Genomic DNA, 21,547 nt, shown 5'->3' on the forward strand with positions numbered 1-21,547 from the left:
AAAGGAGTGAGGATTTGGTTAAATGGATATTTAATTCTCCAATGTTCGAGTTTAATCAAACTAATCCAGCAATTAGAGAACATTCAGCTTGGAAAGGTCATGGTAAGTTTGCTTACGATCTAGTCCAATTTGTAAATCCTAAAAAAATTGTAGAATTAGGTACTCATTACGGTTTTTCTTTTTTCTGTTTTTGTCAAAGTGTGAAAAACAATCGTATATCAAGTGAATGTTTTGCGATTGATACTTGGCAAGGTGATTTGCATAGTGGTTTATATAATGATGAAGTCTATAATACAGTGTCTGAAGTCATTCAAAAATATTATCAAAAAGAAGCTAAAATGCTGCGCTCTTCTTTTGATACAGCAATAGAAAATTTTAAAGACGAATCAATTGATATTCTCCATATCGATGGCTTTCATACTTATGAGGCTGTATCACATGATTACACAACTTGGCTACCAAAGTTAGCGAAGGAAGGAATTGTTTTAATACATGATACAGAAGTAAGAATACAAGATTTTGGAGTTTATAAATTTTGGGAAGAGATTAAACAACAGCATCCTTCTTTTGAGTTTACACACTCTCATGGCCTAGGTGTATTATTCCCTAAAGGGTGCAGCGAGAAGTTTAAAAGTGTCTTTAGTGATGTAAATAATTTACAGTTACACTATTCGAAAGAATAAAAAAAACCAAGATAAGAGATTAATCTTATCTTGGTTTTTTATTGCTTTTATTAGCGTCTTTTACGGTTACGTAAGAACGCTGGAATATCTAAGTCATCAAGACTAGTTATATTTTTAGTCGTTTCAACAACTGGAACTTCTTCGCGAATTGGTTCACGTTTAATAGTAGGTTGAGAAGTTTGAGATGGTGTTGAAATTGTTGGTCTTGCCATTGGTTTTGGAGTAGGTGTTGTAATTACACCTTCAAAGCCAGTCGCAATTACCGTAACGATAATTTCATCTTTTAAGCTTTCATTGATTACAGAACCGAAAATCATATTTACTTCTGCATCACATGCAGTTGATACGATATCTGCTGCTTCTTGTACTTCATATAAACTTAAGTTCGAACCACCAGTAATATTCATCAATACACCTTGTGCTCCATTAATCGAAGTTTCAAGTAATGGACTTGAAATAGCTTTTTTAGCTGCTTCAGCTGCACGGTTTTCACCACCAGCAACACCGATCCCCATTAATGCAGAACCTTTATTTGACATAATTGTCTTAACATCTGCAAAGTCAAGATTGATTAATCCCGGAACAGCGATTAAGTCAGAAATACCTTGAACCCCTTGACGAAGTACATTATCCGCTTCGCGGAATGCTTCTAGCATTGGCGTGTTGCGGTCAACGATTTCTAATAATCGGTCATTAGGAATAACGATTAACGTATCAACGCTTTCTTTCATTGCAGCGATTCCTGTAGCTGCTTGAGTTGAACGCTTTCTACCTTCAAATGTAAATGGACGAGTAACTACACCTACAGTTAATGCACCTAATTCTTTTGCTACTTGTGCAATTACTGGAGCTGCACCTGTTCCTGTACCACCGCCCATTCCAGCAGTGACGAATACCATGTCTGCTCCTTTAAGAGCTTCTTGTAATTGTTCTCTACTTTCTTCTGCCGCTTTCTTACCAACCTCAGGATTAGCACCAGCACCTAAACCACGAGTAAGTTTGCCGCCAATTTGCATTTTAACTTCAGCTTTTGATAGATTAAGAGCTTGCGCATCAGTATTAACTGCAATAAAGTCTACACCTTGTACTCCATGTTCAATCATTCGGTTTACAGCGTTATTTCCGCCTCCACCTACACCAATTACTTTTATTTTTGCTAAAGCATCTACATTTGTATCAAAATCTAACATGATTGATCCCCCTACTTTTCAAATTCATCACAAATTTAATCCCATAAATATTTAAAAATGCTTTTAACTTTACTCATGACGCGCTCTTCATCCTGCTGTTTTGGTTTTGTATTTGAATTTGAAACAGCCACAGGTTTTCGTTCATTTGATTCGAATGCAATATTAGAGCTAAGTTTTTTTCCACGCATTTTTGATTTATAAAAAGCATACTTAATTAATCCAACGCCAGTAATGTATTGTGGTTCCCTAACACCAATATAGTCTGGTGTAGCTACCCTTACATTATTTTTAAATACTTTTTGAGCTAGATCGATTACACCTGTCATTGTAACAGTTCCTCCAGTTAGTACAAAACCACCTGGTAAATTGTTACCTCTCATTCTTACAAGTTCATTTTGAACCATTATGAAGATTTCTTCTAATCTAGCTTCAATTATGTCAGAAATTTCTTGCTGACTGAATTGTTGATGCTGCTCACTGCCCATGATTGGTACACTAAGTACTTCTTCGGATAATGCAGTATCATAAAAAGCATGTCCGAATTTCACTTTAATTTTTTCAGCATCATCTGTGGATGTTTTTAGACCGATTGATATATCTTTTGTAATATGTTCTCCTCCAACTGGTAAAACCGAAGTCGCTATCAAAACGCCTTCTCTAAAAAGAGAAATTGAAGTTGAACCTCCACCAATATCAACTAGTGCCACACCTAAATTTTTCTCATCCTGCTTTAATGCGATCGTACTTGCAGCCATAGGTTGTAGACATATATCTGTTACTTCTAACCCCGCTCTTTCGACACAACGAAGTATATTATGTACAAGTGTTCTCGAACCGGTAATTAATGTACCCTCCATCTCAAGTCGTACACCAATCATTCCTCTTGGGTCTTTTACCTCAGAAAGGCCATCTACAATGTATTCATGTGGAACAACATCGATAATTTCTCTTTCAGGTGGTATTGAGATTACTTGAGCCTGATCCATTACCCTTAAAACATCTTCATTGTCAATTTCTTTATTTTCCTTCGAAACTGCGACTACGCCGTTAGTACTAATTAACTGCACTTGATTAGCACTAACCCCTACAATTACTTTGTCAATATGAATGCCAACCATTCTTTCTGCTTGATCAATTGCTTTTTTGATTGATTTGACTGTTTCATCTATATCAACTATTGATCCACGTTTTAATCCAGAAGATTTAACATTCCCCACTCCAATAATATTAAGAGTGTCGTTAACTAGTTCTCCTATGATTACTTTTATTGTTGAAGTTCCAACGTCAAGACTCACATAGATCTCATTGCTGTTCATGATGGCACCTCCTTTTTCTCTCTATCTATTATAATCGAACATCAATTCATTCTTTAATATCATATATGACATCTATTCAACATTTACAGGGTTTTTCCTCTTTTTTAATTTTGATTTTTCATAATCTTTTTAATTTTTTTCATCATTCTTTATTAACTACTAGTCTACACTAACATAAAAAGATAAAAAAGACTTGAACGTACATTTTACTAATTATAAAAGGCTAATTTGAGCCATTTTCACTATCTGCACTATAAGGTGAAAAGTACGCTCCAACTTCTAAGTGTATTACCCCTTTTTGATCTTTAGGTATTGACTTTAAAATTAGTGGGTAGTTTGACATCTTATTAGAGAATTTTCTTATGGTAGTTTTGACTTCATACCCTTCATTCGTAAAGAGTGTAATTAATAATGGGTCATCACTACTTGGCGTATATTCTATTTCAGAAATTGAATGAAATATGCTCGTTGGCATTTTTTTCAATTCTGCAGCCATTTCCTGTAGTTCATCACCTTGTTTCCAACCAATTAATTCGGGAACGATCGTATTTCCTAGTGAATTTTTCGCTTCAATAAGTACGCCACTTTCTAATAACAAATGTTTTTTCCCGTTGAATATAGCCTGTCCTACTGGTTGAAATTCTTTTACGTCGATTTCAACTTTGTTTGGGAATCGCTTATGCACGACAACTGTTCTAATTGTATTTTGGCTTTCAAGTCTTTCTTCAACCAACCTAGACCTAATTGTCAAAAAGTTATCATTAATGCTTAAATCGGCTAATTTTTCAATTTCTTTATCAGAATAGAGATGATTACCATTAATGACTAAATTAATTTTTGAACCAATTGATGTTTGGAAATACAATACACATAAAAGCAAAGAAAAAAACAAAAGAATTGTCACAAGTAATCGCATATTAACTTTTTTACGTTTTTTATTACGCAAAACAGGCACACGGTCTTCTAAACTAATAATCTTATTTTCATGCATAATTATGCCTCCATTATCAATGTTCAACTAGAAATTCCTTTTTCATTGCGTTTGCTTTAGAAGTAATTCAAGAATAATAAAAAATAGAACAGCAAATGAATGCCATTCTATCTTGGGCATCATATGCTATTGTAAATTATAGCATATAATTTGGTTAGTTTAGAAGAAACTTACAATTTTTTCCCAACTATTTCTACTTCTGTTTCAAGTTGGACATTAAATTTTTCTAATATAGTTTTCTTGATAAATGCTATTAAGTCAAGAACGTCTTTTGAAGTAGCATTTCCAGCATTAACGATAAAGTTGCCATGCATTTCTGAAACTTTAGCTCCACCAATTTGATAACCTTTTAACTCTGCACGTTCAATTAAATTTCCAGCGTACTGAGGTAGTGGGTTACGGAAAATACTACCAGCACATGGATAATTCCATGGTTGTGTTTCTCTACGATAATCTTTATTTTTTTGCATTAATGCAGTTGAAGCTTCCTTCGAACCTTCTTGAAGTTGAAGTTCTGCTTCGATAACGAACCCTTTACGCTTATGTTGTAAAACTGAAGTACGGTAAGAAAAATCTAGTTCTTCATTAGTTAACCATTCAAATTTTCCATCAGGAAATAAAATATGTGCTCTAGCTGTAATTTTCGAAAAATCAGATTGGTGTGCGCCCGCATTCATATAGACTGCGCCACCAACGCTACCTGGAATACCACTTGCAAATTCTAATCCAGATAAACCTTTTCTACTTAATTGAGTAGCTAAACGAATAACGGAATAACCCGCACCTACAATTACTTTTGTTCCATCTACGTCGATATGGTCTAAGCAATCACTTATTTTAATTACGACACCTTCAATACCTTGATCTGAGACAAGTAAATTTGATCCTCTTCCGATCACAGTTACATTAATTCCATGTTCATTTGCAAGGTTGATAATCTCTTTAATTTGATTCACAGTTTTTGGAATGACCAAATACTCCGCTGGTCCTCCAATTTTCATCGTCGTATGATTTGCTAAAGGCTCATTTATTAGAAGACTCGAGTCATTTAATACTTCCTTTAATTTTGATTCAAACATTCGATTTATTTCCCCCTTTAGCTTATAGTTTCCTCTGATACATTTTTATTTTATTTCGAACTTGTTCGTGCAAGTTCTACTTACTTATTTCCTCTAATACGTTAACTAGTTTTTTTGCAGCATCCGGTACACCAATTTGTAAAGATGCATTTTTCATCTCTTCAAGTTTAATAGGATTTAGTAATACTTTTTCAATTTCATTTACTAAATATTCACTATTAAAGTTTTTTTCCAATATAACAATTGCCGCACCGTTTTTCTCAAGTGACCTAGCATTTACTTCTTGATGATTATTCGTTACATACGGACTTGGTATTAATATACTCGGTTTTCCTAATGCGGTTAACTCTGCTAATGTAGTAGCTCCTGCTCTTGAGACAACTAAGTCTACTTCTCTCAAAACTTCCGGCATATTATGTAAAAATGGTTTAACGACCACATTACTCGGGTTCCCGACTTTATTTACTTCCTCAATAACAGAATCATAGTGTACTTCTCCAGTAACATAAATCATTTGATAATCTTTTTCACCTAATTGATTTACACTTTTTAGAAAAGCTTGATGAATCGGTCTTGCTCCTCTAGAACCACCAACAATTAGAACAGTACGTTTACCTGATTCTAATCCTAACGATTCTAATATTGTAGGGTTCGAGTTTCCAAGTACTTCAGAAGCTCTTGGGTTACCTGTGAATACTACTTTTTCTTTATCAAAGTATTCAGCAACCTCTTCAAAACAGATTGCAACTTTGGTTACATAACGATTTAAAAACTTATTAGTTAATCCCGGTATACTATTTTGTTCATGGATTACTGTTGGGATACCAAGTTTTGCTGCAGCATAAACAACAGGTCCACAAACGTATCCTCCCGTACCTACAACAACATCCGGTTTAAATTCACGAATTATTTTTTTACTATCTGATACACCTTTTAAGAATCGATAGATTGTTTTAAAGTTCTCTAATGATAAACTTCTTTTGAATCCTGTAATTACAATAGATTTAAAAGGTATGTTTGCTTTAGAGACAATTCCTTTTTCTAATCCATTTTCTGTACCAACATATAAACATTCTACATTGGAATCTTGTTTTTTTAACTCTTTAATTAGCGCAAGTGCTGGATAAATATGACCACCAGTACCCCCACCACTAACTAAAATTTTCATAAAGATCCTCCTAAATTACAAAACATAAAATTACTTAAAACAGTTTAAGTAGTTATTATACCAATATTATCACTATCATTCTAATTGTTTTTTCTTTAAAAATAAAGAAACTCACGATTCAATGGCAGAAATCAAGTGTTATTGTGATGAATTAATAAAGGATCCGCAAGAAAATGAGGATTAGTTGAGGTTTTTTTTTCCTTTTATTGAATAGCGTTTACTTTATTCCAAAGTTTACTGCGTATTGCATCGATTATTGTTTGGTTTGAATACAGAGACACCTGAAAAAGTACTATACCAACCTATTTTAGTGATTTATCAACGAGAACTTGTGATATATCAACGAGAATTTGTGATATATCAACGAGAATTTGTGATTTATCAATGGAGTTCACAGCTTTATCAATATAGTTCACTTTGTGTTCGGTTTTATCAATAATCTGTTAAACACTTACATTTGGAGATTCTTTGTTAGTCGCTCTACCAAATAAAAAGAGGTTGTCTCATAAGTGCTTTGACTTATGGGACAACCCCTTTTTCCAATTTTTTGTCGGTCTTATTAAGAGCGAGCATGTCTACTAATATTCAATAATACTCCAACTGCTAATAACATTAAGGTTAATGACGAACCACCGTAGCTTAAAAATGGTAATGTAATCCCTGTAACAGGCATTAAACCTATTACAACACCTATGTTAATCATTACCTGTATTGCAATCATTGAGACAATTCCTACCGCTAAAAAAGTACCGAATAAATCAGGTGCACTTAAGGCAATTCTAATCCCTCTCCAAAGTAATAAAGAGAATAATAAAATGACAAAAGATCCACCAATAAATCCTAACTCTTCTGATAGAATGGCAAAAATAAAATCAGTTTGTGGCTCTGGCAAGTACATAAATTTCTGTCTACTTTGTCCTAATCCTAAACCGAATAATCCACCTGGTCCAATTGCATATAGCGATTGGATAATTTGAAATCCCGTACCTAATGGATCTGACCATGGATCTAGAAATGAAGTAATCCTTTTAATTCGATAAGGAGCAGAGGCAATCAAGGCAACAAAACCTGCAACCCCGACAATTCCTAAACTCATAAAATGAGATATTCTTGCTCCGGCTACAAATATTATGATTACACATGTTCCTACCATTACAGTACCTGTTCCTAAATCCGGTTGAAGCATAATTAAACCAAATGCAAGGAATACTAGTCCTAATGTCGGTACTAGTCCTTTTTTAAAGGAAGTAATATTCTTCTGATTATCAGCTAAGTATTTTGATAGAAACACCATCATACCAAGCTTCATAAACTCAGAAGGCTGAATAGAGAATGCACCAATACCGATCCAGCTTCGTGCACCACCTCGTACTAAACCAATTCCTGGAACTAGTACAAGTACCAACAAGATAAAACAAGCGATTAATATTTTTTTTGCATGTGTTCTGAAAAGCCAGTAGTCAATATTTGAAACTACAAACATCCCCACTACTCCAACCCCAGCAAATAGTAATTGCCGCTTAGCAAAAAAGAACGAATCATGAAACTTATAAGATGCCCATATTGCACTAGCACTGTAAACCATAATCATACCTACTGTTAATAATGATAGCGTAACTAGAACAAGAATCATGTCAGGACTATTTTTTTTCTTTGTTGGCACTTTAAATACACCTCAACTTTTGAATTAAACAAGCCTTACATTAATTTATGCACTGCTTGTATAAATTTATTACCACGTTCTTCAAAAGTCTTAAATTGATCCCAGCTTGCACAAGCAGGTGACAGTAAAATAATATCTCCAACTTCTGAATGAGCGAATGCTTCATTTACAGCATCTTCAACATTATCAACCGATTTTACTACTTTCATTCCTGCTTTTTCTGCGGATTCAATTAATTTCTTAGCTGTTTGACCATAAGTGACCATTTTTTTTACATTTTTAAAATAAGGAATTAAATCATCAAAGCTATTTCCACGATCTAATCCACCAGCAATTAATATGACTGGTTTTTCAAAAGAAGAAATTGCTTTTTGTGTCGCTAAAATATTTGTAGCTTTTGAATCATTATAAAATTTTCTCTTATCTATTTCAGTTACATACTGAAGTCGGTGTTCCACCCCAGTAAAAGTTGTTAAAACCTTTTCAATCGCTTCATTTTCAACATCTAGAAGCTTTGAAATTGCGACTGCAGCTAATATATTTTCTAAATTGTGTTTACCAGGTAAGACGATTTTTCCAAGTTCAATAACTTTTTTCTCTTTAAAATAAATAAAGCCATTTTGAACATATGCGCCATCTTGGACGATTTTTGTTGAAGAGAATGGAATTATTTTCGCTCTAATTTGAGAAGCCATACCCATTACATGTTCATCATCAAAATTAACGACTGCAAAATCGTTCTCAGTTTGATTTTTAAATATGTTAGCTTTTGCTTTAATATACTCATCTTTTGTACCATGATAGTCCAAATGAGCTTCAAATATATTTGTAATTAATGATATTTTCGGACGGAAAACCTCGATCCCCATTAACTGAAATGAGGAAAGCTCGGTAACAATGATATTATCTTCATTTGCTTTTTCTGCAACTTCACACGCAACTGTCCCTATATTTCCTGCTACTAATGGTTTCTTATTTCCTTCTTGTAACATATTTAATGCCAAAGTTGTAGTTGTTGTCTTCCCATTAGATCCTGTAATTCCAATGAATGGTGCTTCACTTATTAAATAAGCAAGCTCTATTTCTGTATAAATCGGAATATTACGCTTTAATGCTTCAATTAATAATGGATTTGTATAAGGTATTCCTGGATTTTTAACGATACAAACTGGTTGATCATCAAGTAATGATACAGGATGTTCTCCGCAAACTACGTTAAATCCTTCACTTTTTAATTTTTGAGCAATTTCATTTTGTTCAAATGGAGTACGGTCATTAACTGTGACCGTTGCTCCTAACTTTTTTAATAAATGACTTGCAGCATAACCGCTTTTTGCCATACCTAAAACTAATACTTTTTTATCTTGAAAATTCTTCACGTTTTTCAATTACATCCACACCTCGATATAGATTCCTACTAATGCAAAAAGCAATCCAACAAACCAAAATGTTACAACTACACGCCACTCAGACCATCCAGATAATTCATAATGATGGTGCAAAGGACTCATCTTAAATACTCTTTTACCAGTTGCTTTAAAAGATGCAACTTGGATCATTACTGAAAGTGTTTCAATAACAAAAATACCTCCAATAACAACAAGTAAAATTTCTAAATGAGTAACGATCGCGATTGCAGCTAATGCTCCACCTAATGCTAATGAACCTGTATCCCCCATAAAAACCTTTGCTGGGTGTGCATTAAATACTAAGAAACCTAGTACAGCTCCTACAACTGCAATTGAAAATATTGCAACATCAAGCTGGTGTTGGTTGTAAGCAAGAACTGCATATGCACCAAACGCGATTGCAGCTGTACCTGATACAAGGCCATCTAATCCATCTGTTAAATTTACTGCGTTTGAAGTACCAACTAACATAAAGATGATTAATAAAACATAAATAAAGCCTAAATCAAATGAATAATTCGTCCCTGGGATTGATATAGACGTAGAGACTCCCATTGCACGGATTGCGAAAAATACAATGATAGAGACAATTACTTGGCAAATGAATTTCTGTTTAGAAGTTAATCCTAGATTTCTTTTTTTAACAACTTTGATATAGTCATCTAAAAATCCAATTACTCCAAAACAGATTGTGACAAATAATAATACATATGTACGTGTTGATAAAACATCAAAATACATAGAAATTAAAAGTGCAGATAAACTTAAAGCAATTAATATGATAATTCCACCCATTGTTGGGGTTCCGGATTTCTTTTTATGAGATTGTGGACCTTCGTCACGGATACTCTGTCCAAATTTAAGTTTTCTTAAGTACGGTATAAAAATAGGCGATAAAATGACTGCAATGATAAATGCTGTAATCATAGCAACTAAAATTGACGGTTCTAGCATTATGCGCCCTCCTTTCTAAAGCTGTGTTTGTTTACTTAATAGTTTAATTCTTTTATACGGAATTATGAAAGCAATTTTTCACATTACAAAGAAGAGGATACTATCCTCTTCTTTGTAAAATTGCTTCTTTAGCTTCTTCAACATCATCAAAATGTGAAACATTCGTTCCAATTATTTGATATGTCTCATGACCTTTACCTGCAATAACTATAATATCATGTTTTTGCGCATTTTGAATCGCAAATGTTATAGCTTTTTTACGATCTTCTATTACCGTTATATTATTATGCTCTAATCCACGTTTCATGTCTTCTAAAATTAAATTTGGATCTTCAGTTCTTGGATTATCAGATGTAAAGATTGCTTTTGTTGAAAGATCTGCTGCAATTTTACCCATTAGAGGGCGCTTTGTTCGATCACGATCTCCTCCACAGCCAACAACAGTATAAATATCATTTTTTGCAAATTGTTTTACGGTATTTAATACATTTTCTAAACTATCAGGTGTATGAGCGTAATCTACAATAACTGTAAATTCTTGGCCTGCGTTAACTGCTTGAAAACGTCCAGGTACACCTTCAATTGTTGAGACTGCGTCTAAAATCGTGCCAATTTCAATATTTAATGCGATTCCAGCACCAATTGCTGCTAACACATTGTATACATTAAAGGTACCAATTAACTTCATTTCTACAACATATTGCTTATTTAAGAAATGTAGAGTAAATCTTGTTCCAGCATTCGTTAATTCAATTTCATCTGCAAATAAATCCGCTTCCTTACTTAAGCCATAAGTTATTAGATTTGCTTGCGTAAACTTCATATATTCATCCGAAGCAGGATCATCATTATTTAGAATTGCAAATTTAGTTTTTTGTGCTACAAAACTATTACCTAATTGAGAGAATAATAAGCCTTTAGCCTTTTTATATTCTTCCATCGTTCCATGATAGTCTAAGTGATCTTGTGATAGATTTGTAAAAACAGCGATATCATATTCACAACCATGGACACGACCTAAATGCAATGCATGTGATGAAACTTCCATTACTGCCGTATCAACATCAGCTTCTACCATTTTGGCAAACATTGATTGTAGAGTTAAACTATCAGGAGTTGTGTTTTTTGTTTCAAAAATTTCTTCTCCAATTTTCATGCCAATTGTGCCGATTACACCCGTTTTTTTCTTATTATTTTTTACAATTTCTTCGATAATATATGAAGTCGTTGTTTTACCATTCGTACCAGTAATACCAACTAAATTTAATTTATTTGTTGGATTTCCATAAAATGCATTCCCAATTACAGCCATTGAGCGATTAGTGTCTTTTACATAAGCAACCGGGACGCTTGATTCGATTGGTTTTTGTGCAAGTATTGCTACTGCTCCCTTTTCAATCGCTTGATTTACATATTGATGTCCATCAACTGTATATCCTTCGATACAGATGAATAAATAACCCGGCTTAACATTTCTTGAATCCATTTCAACTCCAGTGATCTCCGGATTTTCCGATGGAAGATTCACTAAAGGATTTAATCTTGATAGTAAAGTATGAAGTTTCATAGTAATTCCTTTCGTATTAACTAAATCAATTTTTATCTTTAGACTTAGATTTAGTTTCTTCTTTCGTTCCTAAATAAATTCTAATTTTAGAGCCTTCTTTCAGTTTTACACCTGCTTTTGGTGCTTGGTCAATGACATAATTTCCAGTGCCACTATATTCAAGTGTAAAAGTATCTAGCAAAGGTTGCAAATCTTTTTTCTCTAATCCTTTTAAATTTGGTACTTCATATGTTGGTGTATCGCCGTATACGAATTTCTTTTCAATTTGATTTTTTCTAGGTGGAACTCCTAGCACTTGCATACTATCACGAATGATATTCCCTACTATAGGAGCAGCTACAACGCCACCAAATTGAACTGTACCTTTTGGATTATCAACTGCGATATAAACGACGATTTGTGGATCGTCTGCTGGTGCAAAACCTACGAATGACACGATAAAGCTACTATCATCATATCGTCCATTTTTTACTTTTTGTGCTGTTCCTGTTTTACCACCTACACGGTATCCTTCAACAAAAGCACCTTTACCAGTACCTTGTGCAACAACACTTTCTAGTGCCAATCTAACCTTTTTAGACGTATCAGGAGTAATCACTCGCCTTTTTGCTACTGGTGTTTTCCGGCTTACGACTTCATTTGTAACGGGATCTACAAATTCTTTCGCGATATATGGTTGATATAAAATGCCTCCATTTATTGCCGCTGAAACTGCCGCAACTTGTTGAATTGGTGTAACTGATACACCTTGACCGAAAGCAGTAGTAGCTGCTTCTACTGGACCAACCTTATCCATACTAAATAAAATCCCTGAAGCTTCACCTTGTAAATCAATTCCTGTTTTTTGGCCGAAACCAAAATTACGGATATATTTAAATAATCGATCTTCTCCTAAACGATTACCTAATTCCACAAAGCCTGGGTTACATGAGTTTTGTACAACTTCTAAGAAAGTTTGTGAGCCATGTCCACCTCTTTTATGACAACGCAAACGTGCTCCAGCAACCTCAGCAGCCCCATCATCATAAAAATGATCTTTATTCAAATCAACTAAACCTTCATTTAATGCGGCTGCAAGTGTAATAATCTTAAATGTTGATCCTGGCTCATAGTTTGACCAGACTGGCAAATTTCGATTATATACTTCGGGAGAAACTGTTTTAAAATCTGTAGGATTAAAGCTTGGACGACTACTCATTGCAAGAATTTCACCAGTATTAGGATTCATTGCAATTCCAATCATTGAATCTGGATTATATTGAGCTGTTGCATTGTTCATTTCACGTTCAAGAATTGTTTGAATACGTGAATCTACTGTTAATTTTAGATTTAAACCGTTAATTGGTGGAGTATAATCATCTGCAATATTTGGCATTCGTTGCCCTTTAGCATCAGAATAAAATTGCACACTACCTTCTTCACCACTTAATTGCTTGTCATAATAAAGCTCTAAACCGTTTAGTCCTTGATTATCAATTCCAGCAAACCCTAAAACGTGAGAAAGATAATCTCCAAATGGATAATATCTTTTAGAATCCTCTGCTATGTAGACACCTGCTATGTTTAGATCTCGAATTTGTTTAGCTTTCTCATTTGTAATTTTAATGCCTTCAGTACGAATGTGTTCCATACTCGTTCTTTTCGTTAAAATTTTATAAAGTTTTACTTCGGAGATTTTTAAGATTGGGGCTAGTTTTTCAGTTGCTTCCTTTGGATTTTTAATTTGCCTAGGTACGACTAACACAGACGGAGCACTTTTATTCGTAGCAAGAGCAACGCCATTACGATCTAATATTTCTCCACGCTTTGGTTCAAATGGGATATCACGGCTCCACGAATTTTTTGCTCGTTCAGTTAAAAGTTCCCCCATACCAAATTGTACATAACCAAGCCTTGTAGCAATAATAGAAAATATTAATAAACCACCAATAAATACAAAAAATAATCGTTTTCGAACTGTTACATTAGATACTCGCATCGAAACGAACACTCCTCTACAATATGTTCGTTTCAATATATGCTTGTACCAATTACAATAGACCTTCTAGCTTGTTATTGTCCTAGAATGGCCTATTGTGTTTTTTATTTAATTAACTGTCATTTCAGCATTTTTACTCTTGTACATCAACTTTTACATCTTCTTCGTTACTCGATGATTCATTTGGTTTACTTAATTCAATACTTAAAAAGTCATTATTACGTAGCTCCGAATCTTGCTTAATACTTTGACTCGTTACAAATCCAGAACCTTTTGAAGTAATTTTCAGTTTAAATAATTTACCTAAACGATCAACATCAGTTTTTGACCATCCTATGATTGAAGGCATCGTATTCGTACCGTCAGTCTTAAGATAAATATTCGTACCTCTTACAACTTGTGTTTTCGACTTAATAGATTGACCAGTAACTTCTAGTCCATTACCTAATATTACAGGTTTTAATCCAGTAGAAGCCGCCAATGATTTCGCCTCATCCAAAGTTAAACCTTTCATATTAGGGATTTCTACACTTTCTTTATCTACTAATTTATCAACATTCGCATTTTCAATTGGTTCAACCTTCATATATTCAAGTGCGCCCTTAGTAACTGTTCTAAATATTTCAGATACTCCATCAGAACCTAACTCAGTTGCTTCTAATTTTGGACGAAGCATCGCTACATAAACGACTAATTTCGGATCGTCCGCTGGAGCCATACCGATAAATGAAAATAGGTTTTCACCACGACCTTTTAAATACTTACCATGATCATCTACAACTTGGGCAGTTCCTGTTTTACCTGCTACTGTGTAACCATCAATTGCATAGTTATGACCAGTACCATGTGGCGCTGTTATAACTGTTTCTAATAGCGCTCTTTCTCTTTTAGCCGTTTCTTCAGTAATTGGATGACCAACAACTTGAGATTTATAATCTGCTACTACTTTTTTCGTATCAGGGTTAACAATCTTGTCGACAATATATGGTTTCATCATTTTTCCATTATTGGCAATCGCACTAGCAGCTTGAATAATTTGAACTGCTGTAACTGTAGATCCTTGACCAAATGCCGTCGTCGTTTTTTCAAGAGGATAATTATAAACTAGTTTCCCACTTGATTCACCTGGCAAATTAATATCCGTTTTTTTAGTAAAACCAAAGTTTTTATAATATTGTAAGTAACGATCGGCACCTATTTTTTCATTTAAAAGGATTGAAATACCTACGTTTGAAGACCTTTGAATCCCCTCATCAAATGTAATAGAACCCCACCCATTTCGGTTTACGTCATGGACAGTTCCTCCTCCTGGTACTTTATATCGTCCAGATTGGAAGTATTCACTTCCATTATAAACTCCTTCATTCATTGCAGCACCTAATGTGAATATTTTCATAGTTGAGCCTGCTTCAAATGCATAGGAAATCGGATCATTTGTATAGTTTGTAATGTCGTGAATATTAGGATTGAAGCTAGGACGATTACTCATCGCAACTATTTTACCTGTTTTCGGGTCAGAAACGATTGCCATAATCTTTTCTGGATCATATTTTTTTTCTACGCTAGTCATTGCATCTTCTAGTAAACTTTGAATCTTTGTATCTATTGTTAAATAAACATTATCCCCATTATGTGGAGGAGTAACCTTTTCATTAACATAAGGTAAGATATTACCTTTTCGATCTCGTAAAAAGCTTCTTTTACCATCTGTTTCAGTTAACTCTGTATTCAATGATTTTTCTAATCCCATTTCTCCGATTAAATCGCCATTGTCATTACTATTTGTGTAACCTAAAGTATGAGATGCAAAGATCCCATTTGGGTAATAACGTTGTTGTGATGGAGTAAAAACAATACCAGGTAGATTTAATTTCTCAATTTGTTCTTTTTTGCTTTGAGAAATGTTTCTTCCACCTGGTCCTAATTCAACTTGATATTTTGGTTTACCTAATTTTGCTAGAAGTTCAGATTCATCAATTTCTAAAATTGATGATAATTCTCTTGCTGTTTTTTCTTTATCTACAACATGCCTTTTTACTCTTGAATTTTTTGAAGCACTTGGATCTAGAACTGCAGACACAGTATAGGATGTCACTTCTTCTGCAAGAGGAACTCCATTTGAATCATAAATAGTTCCTCTTTTTGCAGGGATTTTTTGAGATGTATTATAATTCTGATCTGCATATACTTTTAAATTTTTACCCTCAACTGTATCTGATAATTGTATATAACCAAGTCTAGCTACAAGTAATATAAAAAGGATTAAAGTACTAAGAAAAAACCAACGAATACCATAGTTAGTGTACTTATTCTTTTTCTTACTCATATCACAATCTCCTACTTACTAGTATCTGTAAACTTTACATTGTTACTATCAATATTTAAGCCTAATTCTTTAGCTTTTTGCCAAATTCGGTCATATGTGCTTAATTCATCAATTTTCATTTTCAGCTCTGAGTTATGCTGTTTTTCCTTTGCAACCTCATTTTTTACATTTTGGATTTTTAAATTGGTATCGTAAATGGTTGCTTGAGTTCTAATAATTTTTGTCCCCATAAGGAAGCATACAATTAGAAATGAAAAGTAAAGTAGTTTTTCAAAAGGTGTAATTTTAGATACTTTCTTTTGTTTTTTCTTGTTAGAAGGTCCTTGTTGTAAATCAGTAACTTGTTTTTGTTGTAGCTTTTTTGCCAAATTACTCATTCTTTCCCCTCCTTATAATTTTTCTGCAACCCTTAGCTTTGCAGATCTAGCTCGTTTATTAAAATCGAGTTCTTCTTCAGTTGGTAAAAGCGGCTTTCGTGTAATTAGCTTAAACTTCGGCTTAAACTCCTCCGGAATAATTGGTAATCCAGGTGGTAAAGGCGGAAGTGAACTAGCTTCTTTAAAAATTGTTTTACAAATTCGATCCTCTAATGAATGGAATGTGATTACACTAATTCTTCCTTTTGGTTTTATAAGAGTAATTGCATCTTTTAGCGCTTCTTCAAAAACACCAAGCTCATCATTTACGGCAATACGTATTGCTTGAAAAATTCTTTTTGCAGGATGACCACCAGTTCTTCTCGCTGGTGCTGGAATAGCATCTTTAATGATATCAACTAACTCAAAAGTTGTTTCAATCGGTTTCTTTGCTCTTAACTCTTCAATTCTTCTAGCAACTTGTTTTGAGAATTTTTCCTCTCCATAGCGAAAAAAGATCTTCACTAACTGCTCATAAGTCCACTCATTTACAACTTCATATGCAGATAGTGATTGCTCTTGATTCATACGCATATCAAGTGGAGCATCTTGATGAAAACTAAAACCGCGTTCTGCCACATCTAATTGAGGCGAAGAAACACCTAAGTCAAATAAGATTCCATCAACTTCATTAATGCCTAAATGGTGAAGCTCTTCTTTAATATGTTTAAAATTACTTTTTACGATTGTTAATTGATTTTCATATTGTTTTAGTCGCTCTTTAGCGTGTTTAATTGCTGTTTCATCTTGATCAAAAGCGATCAATCTACCTTTTGGCGAAAGTTGGGATAGTAAATATTCACTATGACCTCCACCGCCAAGTGTACAATCTACATAAATTCCATCTTCGTTTATTTCCAAAGAATCAACAGTTTCCTTTAATAAAACCGTAATATGTTCAAACATGATGACTCACTACTTTCAATTTGTAAATTTTTTACAAGTCAAATCCGATTAAGTTTTCTGCCAACTCACCAAATGACTCTTCTGATTCTTTCATATATGTATCCCAAGTTGATAAATCCCAAATCTCAATCCGATTCGTAACTCCAACTACTACACATTCTTTTTCTAATTTTGCATAACTTCGTAAATTAGGTGTTATATTAATTCTCCCCATCTTATCCATCTCACATTCCATTGCCCCTGAGAAGAAAAAACGGGTGAATGCTCTTGCATCTTTCTTGGTTAGTGGTAGTGTGCGCAGTTTATCTTCAATTACACTCCATTCGTCCAATGAATAGCCAAATAAGCATTGATCTAACCCCCTTGTAACAATGAAGGTTTCACCAAGCTTGTCTCGAAATTTAGAGGGTATAATCAGACGTCCTTTTACATCGATATTATGTTGATATTCACCGATAAACATCCTACTCCCCCACTTTCTAACACAAACTTACCACATTCCCCCACTTCTTACCACCTTTTCTAAAAAATTCTTTATAAAAACAAAAAATCCTGCTATCCATCTAGCAGGATTTCACTTTTTGTTATAAAAACTTCAGTCTTTTTCGATGTATTGTTATTTTTAAATAAGCTATTTTAGAGTAAGTAGAATAGCGAATGGACCACCGACATAATTCCGCCCTTAAATTTTTACGATTTGATGTTCATAATCCCATGATACATCTAAACTACAAAGCTCATGAACGAAATCAAAACCATATTTATTTAGATAGTAGAAAATATTAAGTACTCGCTCCTGAGGTTTTCCGTTTGGAGAAATTGAACAAATAATTCGATTCCATTTTTCAAGCTGCTCTTCATGTTGTTTTTCTATTGATTCATCTATTTTTTGTTCTAATAATAAAATTTGCTCTTCTATTTTTACATAGTTCTTTTTAGAGAAATCCTTTAAGTTAGGTGTAACTTCAGTCGTTACATCTTGAAGTGGTTTGTGCAATACTTCTAATGACTTTTTAGCTTGACTAAATACTGCCTTATAGTCTAGTTTCACTTGAGCTTTTATCCACTCCGACTTCATATCCTCGATCGAAGTTTGCAAAACGTCTTTTATGTTTAATGTAAAATCTTCCATTGCTGATACTATATTTCTTTCAAAAATCGTAAACATATGTCTTAAAAACACAGGAGGCATTTGCAAGTTAAATACGTTAAATATATCTTTTAATTCTGCCCAATAAGCAATTTCACCGGGTCCACCTACAAACGCTAAAGTTGGGAATAAATATTCTTGCATCACTGGTCGAGTAACAACATTATTACTTAAAAGCTCTGGTTGTTCTTTAGCAATTTTAATCAACTCAGCTTTGGAAAATTGGTAACTCTTATTTTTCGTTTGGAAAACCTCTTCACTTTCAGACACTTCTAGTAATTGTCTACCTTCATTACTGTGGTAAAAAAGATGAATACTCTGTTCAGAAATTTGAAGAGCTTCTTGATATCCAGCTTTATTAAGTTTACTCTTTGTATCTTTAAAAACACTTCGTACGATATCTTGCTTTTGAATCATTTCTTCAAATAAAGAGGATTCTAGCTTCCTAACATTCGGGTCATCTGCATCAATTAAGACAAGACCATCGTATTTGAACAGTTTAAAAATAATTTTCGCAAAAAAATCTACATACGTAGTAGATTTATCAATGATTGAATGAAGTTCCTCTAGTAATTCCTTTGAATAATTTGTTTCTTCAAAAGTCTTAACTATTTTTTCAACCCATTTTCTCATTTCCAATTTATCGATTTCAGTTCTAGAAGCAGCATGAGCGTATGTTGTTTTTTGATAAAATGTTTGTTTTTTAACGATATTGTTCTCAATTGTGTGGACATGATTTATTTCATCGATATCGTGATCTTCTCCAGCAATCCAAAATACTGGGATAACTGTAATGTTATGCTCTCTTTCATACTTCTTAGCCAGCTGAATAATCGAAATAATTTTATGTATCGAATACAACGGTCCAGTTAATAAACCAGCTTGCTGGCCTCCGATCACAACAAATGTTTCTTTATTTAGTAATTTTTTTACATTTTCGATTGATTCATTACTTGCTTCATGTTTGTTGTGGAACTCTTCAAGCGCCTTTACTAATCCTGTGCGATTATAAGAACGTTCCATCACATTTTTTATTCTATATTCCATTTCTTCCTTCACTAATGGATTTTGACCAAAGAAAGAAGAAATTGTTTCTTTTCCATTTACAAAATCATTCAGCAAGTTATTTTGCCCGGCTAAATGGACTTTACTAATTTGCATTACGAACTTCCTCTCTCGCTCTTCAAGTTAAGCATTGTACTCAGATATTTTCAACGCTAAACCAGCCATCATAGTTATAAAATGAAGAATAATAAACATAAGGCAAGACATTCTCCAAAAACCTTTAACTAGCTTAGAAAATTGTATATCCCTTTTAGCTTTCCATTGAAGAATAATACTAATAAATAAGATAACCAATAATAAATTAATTAATATCCAACCAGTTGCAGTCGGAAAAAACATACTTAATATAAAGTAAAATGAACTAATATATAGAATTGTAGATAAATCTAACGTAAAAAGCAAAAGTTTACGCTTGTTATTTTTAAAAAATATCTTTAAAAACATATAAATAAAGATTGTAGAAAAAAATGGAAATTCAATCAACAGTGAAATGAAGAAAATGAAAAATTTTTCCAAAAAGAATTACCCCTTTTTCTTTTCAAGTCCTTTTATACTATTGTACACAAGTTCAATTGTAGGTACATTTATTTTTTTCTGAATTGCCATTTTTTTAACAAACCCTAGCATACTCTCGATCTCCGTTTGTCTACCATGAAATAAATCTCGATTCATTGATGAATAGTTTTGTGCAGTTTTTTCACAGATCTCTACTACCTTTTCCCATTCTTTTTGGAGACTTAATTCTAAAACAGTTGCAACCTCGTTAAATAATAATTTACATATTGGTAAAAAATACTCGTTGTTGATTAATTCACCATTTCTAACATTAAAGATTGAGGTTAAAGGGTTAATAACGCAATTAATTAAACATTTTTGTTTAAGTATATACTCCCAATCATCTTGACTTTTAATTGGAAAATCATTTGTATGTAAACTTGATATTGCCGTTAATGTTTTTACATTACCTTTTAAACAGCCAAGTCGAATAATACCTTTTCCAGTATGTGTTACTTCATTTGCAGAAGTTTTTAATGCACCATGTTCAACTATACCTATGAAGCAATTTGATATGTCTAAATTATTAACAATATCAATATGTGACATGCCATTCTGTAAAAACAATATATTTTCACCTTCATATTGGGTTAACGTGTTTACTATTTGATCTAAGTGATATTGTTTTACACAAACGATTAATAGATCAAACACACTGATTTTAGACATTATTTTTTTTGCGTTTATACACATTTGCTTCTTTTTTTCATCTACTGATAATATAATACCTAATTCATTAATTAGATTAGCTTGCTCTTGTGTTCTTGTAAACAATGTAACATTGTGTTTATTTTCATGTAAGTATGATGCGGTTAATAGTCCGACAGCACCACCACCAATTATTCCAATTTCCATTGTATTCTCCATTCATAATTTCTTTTTCCATCATGATCCTTTTGATTATAAATTTACACTGAATCTATCTTTTTTTAAATTTAATTGTACGATATAATTATATTTAAAATATTTAAAATTTACATTCTTTTTAAGGGGGAGCTTTTTTTGAACATCAAGATCGAACGTTTACAAATAAATTTTAAAACACTTGAACAATTTCAGCAATTTTCTGGTTATGGTCTACAAGAACTATAAATTTTAGAAGACCTTGAATAAAATTTAATTTAAAACGAA

18 protein-coding genes are annotated in these 21,547 nt (G+C 33.2%); 1 reads left to right on the forward strand and 17 read right to left on the reverse strand.

From position 1 onward, the window contains the following. Nucleotides 1–41: 41 nt before the first annotated feature. A complete protein-coding gene (locus tag ACFCYN_RS10700) occupies nucleotides 42–683 on the forward strand; it encodes a class I SAM-dependent methyltransferase (protein WP_375949238.1) in 642 nt (213 codons plus the stop codon). Between the two features lie 50 nt (nucleotides 684–733). Here the strand turns inward: ACFCYN_RS10700 and ftsZ are convergent, their stop codons facing one another. From ftsZ to ACFCYN_RS10785, 17 genes are all read right to left on the reverse strand, one after another. Beyond that, nucleotides 734–1,873, reverse strand: coding sequence for a cell division protein FtsZ (gene ftsZ, locus ACFCYN_RS10705; protein ID WP_375949212.1), 1,140 nt, complete (start codon nucleotides 1,871–1,873; stop codon nucleotides 734–736). 35 nt (nucleotides 1,874–1,908) lie between these two features. After that, nucleotides 1,909–3,189, reverse strand: coding sequence for a cell division protein FtsA (gene ftsA, locus ACFCYN_RS10710; protein ID WP_172445303.1), 1,281 nt, complete (start codon nucleotides 3,187–3,189; stop codon nucleotides 1,909–1,911). 223 nt (nucleotides 3,190–3,412) lie between these two features. Further along, nucleotides 3,413–4,180 carry a cell division protein FtsQ/DivIB gene (locus ACFCYN_RS10715; protein ID WP_375949214.1) on the reverse strand — a complete coding sequence of 256 codons (768 nt, stop codon included), beginning with the start codon at nucleotides 4,178–4,180 and terminating at the stop codon, nucleotides 3,413–3,415. Between the two features lie 170 nt (nucleotides 4,181–4,350). Next, complete coding sequence (murB, locus tag ACFCYN_RS10720) at nucleotides 4,351–5,259, reverse strand: UDP-N-acetylmuramate dehydrogenase (RefSeq protein WP_375949216.1); 909 nt, start codon at nucleotides 5,257–5,259, stop codon at nucleotides 4,351–4,353. Between the two features lie 76 nt (nucleotides 5,260–5,335). Further along, nucleotides 5,336–6,427, reverse strand: a complete 1,092-nt coding sequence (gene murG, locus ACFCYN_RS10725) for an undecaprenyldiphospho-muramoylpentapeptide beta-N-acetylglucosaminyltransferase (protein WP_172445306.1) — start codon at nucleotides 6,425–6,427, stop codon at nucleotides 5,336–5,338. Between the two features lie 559 nt (nucleotides 6,428–6,986). Next, nucleotides 6,987–8,060 (reverse strand): stage V sporulation protein E, encoded by a 1,074-nt coding sequence (spoVE, locus tag ACFCYN_RS10730; RefSeq protein WP_172447654.1) that lies wholly within the window; start codon nucleotides 8,058–8,060, stop codon nucleotides 6,987–6,989. A 65-nt stretch (nucleotides 8,061–8,125) separates the two neighbouring features. Continuing rightward, nucleotides 8,126–9,478: a UDP-N-acetylmuramoyl-L-alanine--D-glutamate ligase gene (gene murD, locus ACFCYN_RS10735; protein ID WP_375949218.1), complete on the reverse strand. Its 1,353-nt coding sequence runs from the start codon at nucleotides 9,476–9,478 to the stop codon at nucleotides 8,126–8,128. Continuing rightward, nucleotides 9,479–10,453, reverse strand: a complete 975-nt coding sequence (gene mraY, locus ACFCYN_RS10740; protein WP_172445308.1) for a phospho-N-acetylmuramoyl-pentapeptide-transferase — start codon at nucleotides 10,451–10,453, stop codon at nucleotides 9,479–9,481. Nucleotides 10,454–10,553: 100 nt separating this feature from the next. Next, a complete protein-coding gene (locus tag ACFCYN_RS10745; RefSeq protein WP_375949220.1) occupies nucleotides 10,554–12,020 on the reverse strand; it encodes a UDP-N-acetylmuramoyl-L-alanyl-D-glutamate--2,6-diaminopimelate ligase in 1,467 nt (488 codons plus the stop codon). A gap of 25 nt (nucleotides 12,021–12,045) precedes the next feature. Next, on the reverse strand, nucleotides 12,046–13,998 hold the full coding sequence (locus ACFCYN_RS10750) for a stage V sporulation protein D (protein WP_172445310.1): 1,953 nt from the start codon (nucleotides 13,996–13,998) through the stop codon (nucleotides 12,046–12,048). A gap of 133 nt (nucleotides 13,999–14,131) precedes the next feature. After that, nucleotides 14,132–16,324 carry a penicillin-binding protein gene (locus tag ACFCYN_RS10755; RefSeq protein ID WP_375949223.1) on the reverse strand — a complete coding sequence of 731 codons (2,193 nt, stop codon included), beginning with the start codon at nucleotides 16,322–16,324 and terminating at the stop codon, nucleotides 14,132–14,134. Between the two features lie 11 nt (nucleotides 16,325–16,335). After that, a complete protein-coding gene (gene ftsL / locus ACFCYN_RS10760; protein WP_172445312.1) occupies nucleotides 16,336–16,701 on the reverse strand; it encodes a cell division protein FtsL in 366 nt (121 codons plus the stop codon). A 12-nt stretch (nucleotides 16,702–16,713) separates the two neighbouring features. Continuing rightward, nucleotides 16,714–17,646: a 16S rRNA (cytosine(1402)-N(4))-methyltransferase RsmH gene (gene rsmH / locus ACFCYN_RS10765; RefSeq protein WP_172445313.1), complete on the reverse strand. Its 933-nt coding sequence runs from the start codon at nucleotides 17,644–17,646 to the stop codon at nucleotides 16,714–16,716. A gap of 31 nt (nucleotides 17,647–17,677) precedes the next feature. Then, a complete protein-coding gene (gene mraZ / locus ACFCYN_RS10770) occupies nucleotides 17,678–18,109 on the reverse strand; it encodes a division/cell wall cluster transcriptional repressor MraZ (protein ID WP_098171274.1) in 432 nt (143 codons plus the stop codon). 219 nt (nucleotides 18,110–18,328) lie between these two features. Next, a complete protein-coding gene (bshC, locus tag ACFCYN_RS10775; RefSeq protein ID WP_375949226.1) occupies nucleotides 18,329–19,957 on the reverse strand; it encodes a bacillithiol biosynthesis cysteine-adding enzyme BshC in 1,629 nt (542 codons plus the stop codon). Nucleotides 19,958–19,984: 27 nt separating this feature from the next. Beyond that, nucleotides 19,985–20,377, reverse strand: coding sequence for a DUF3397 family protein (locus ACFCYN_RS10780; protein ID WP_375949228.1), 393 nt, complete (start codon nucleotides 20,375–20,377; stop codon nucleotides 19,985–19,987). A 6-nt stretch (nucleotides 20,378–20,383) separates the two neighbouring features. Beyond that, nucleotides 20,384–21,271 carry a 2-dehydropantoate 2-reductase gene (locus ACFCYN_RS10785; protein ID WP_172445316.1) on the reverse strand — a complete coding sequence of 296 codons (888 nt, stop codon included), beginning with the start codon at nucleotides 21,269–21,271 and terminating at the stop codon, nucleotides 20,384–20,386. Nucleotides 21,272–21,547: the final 276 nt, after the last annotated feature.

The sequence above is a fragment of the Gottfriedia sp. NPDC056225 genome, assembly GCF_042267765.1.
Lineage (GTDB): Bacteria > Bacillota > Bacilli > Bacillales > Bacillaceae_G > Gottfriedia.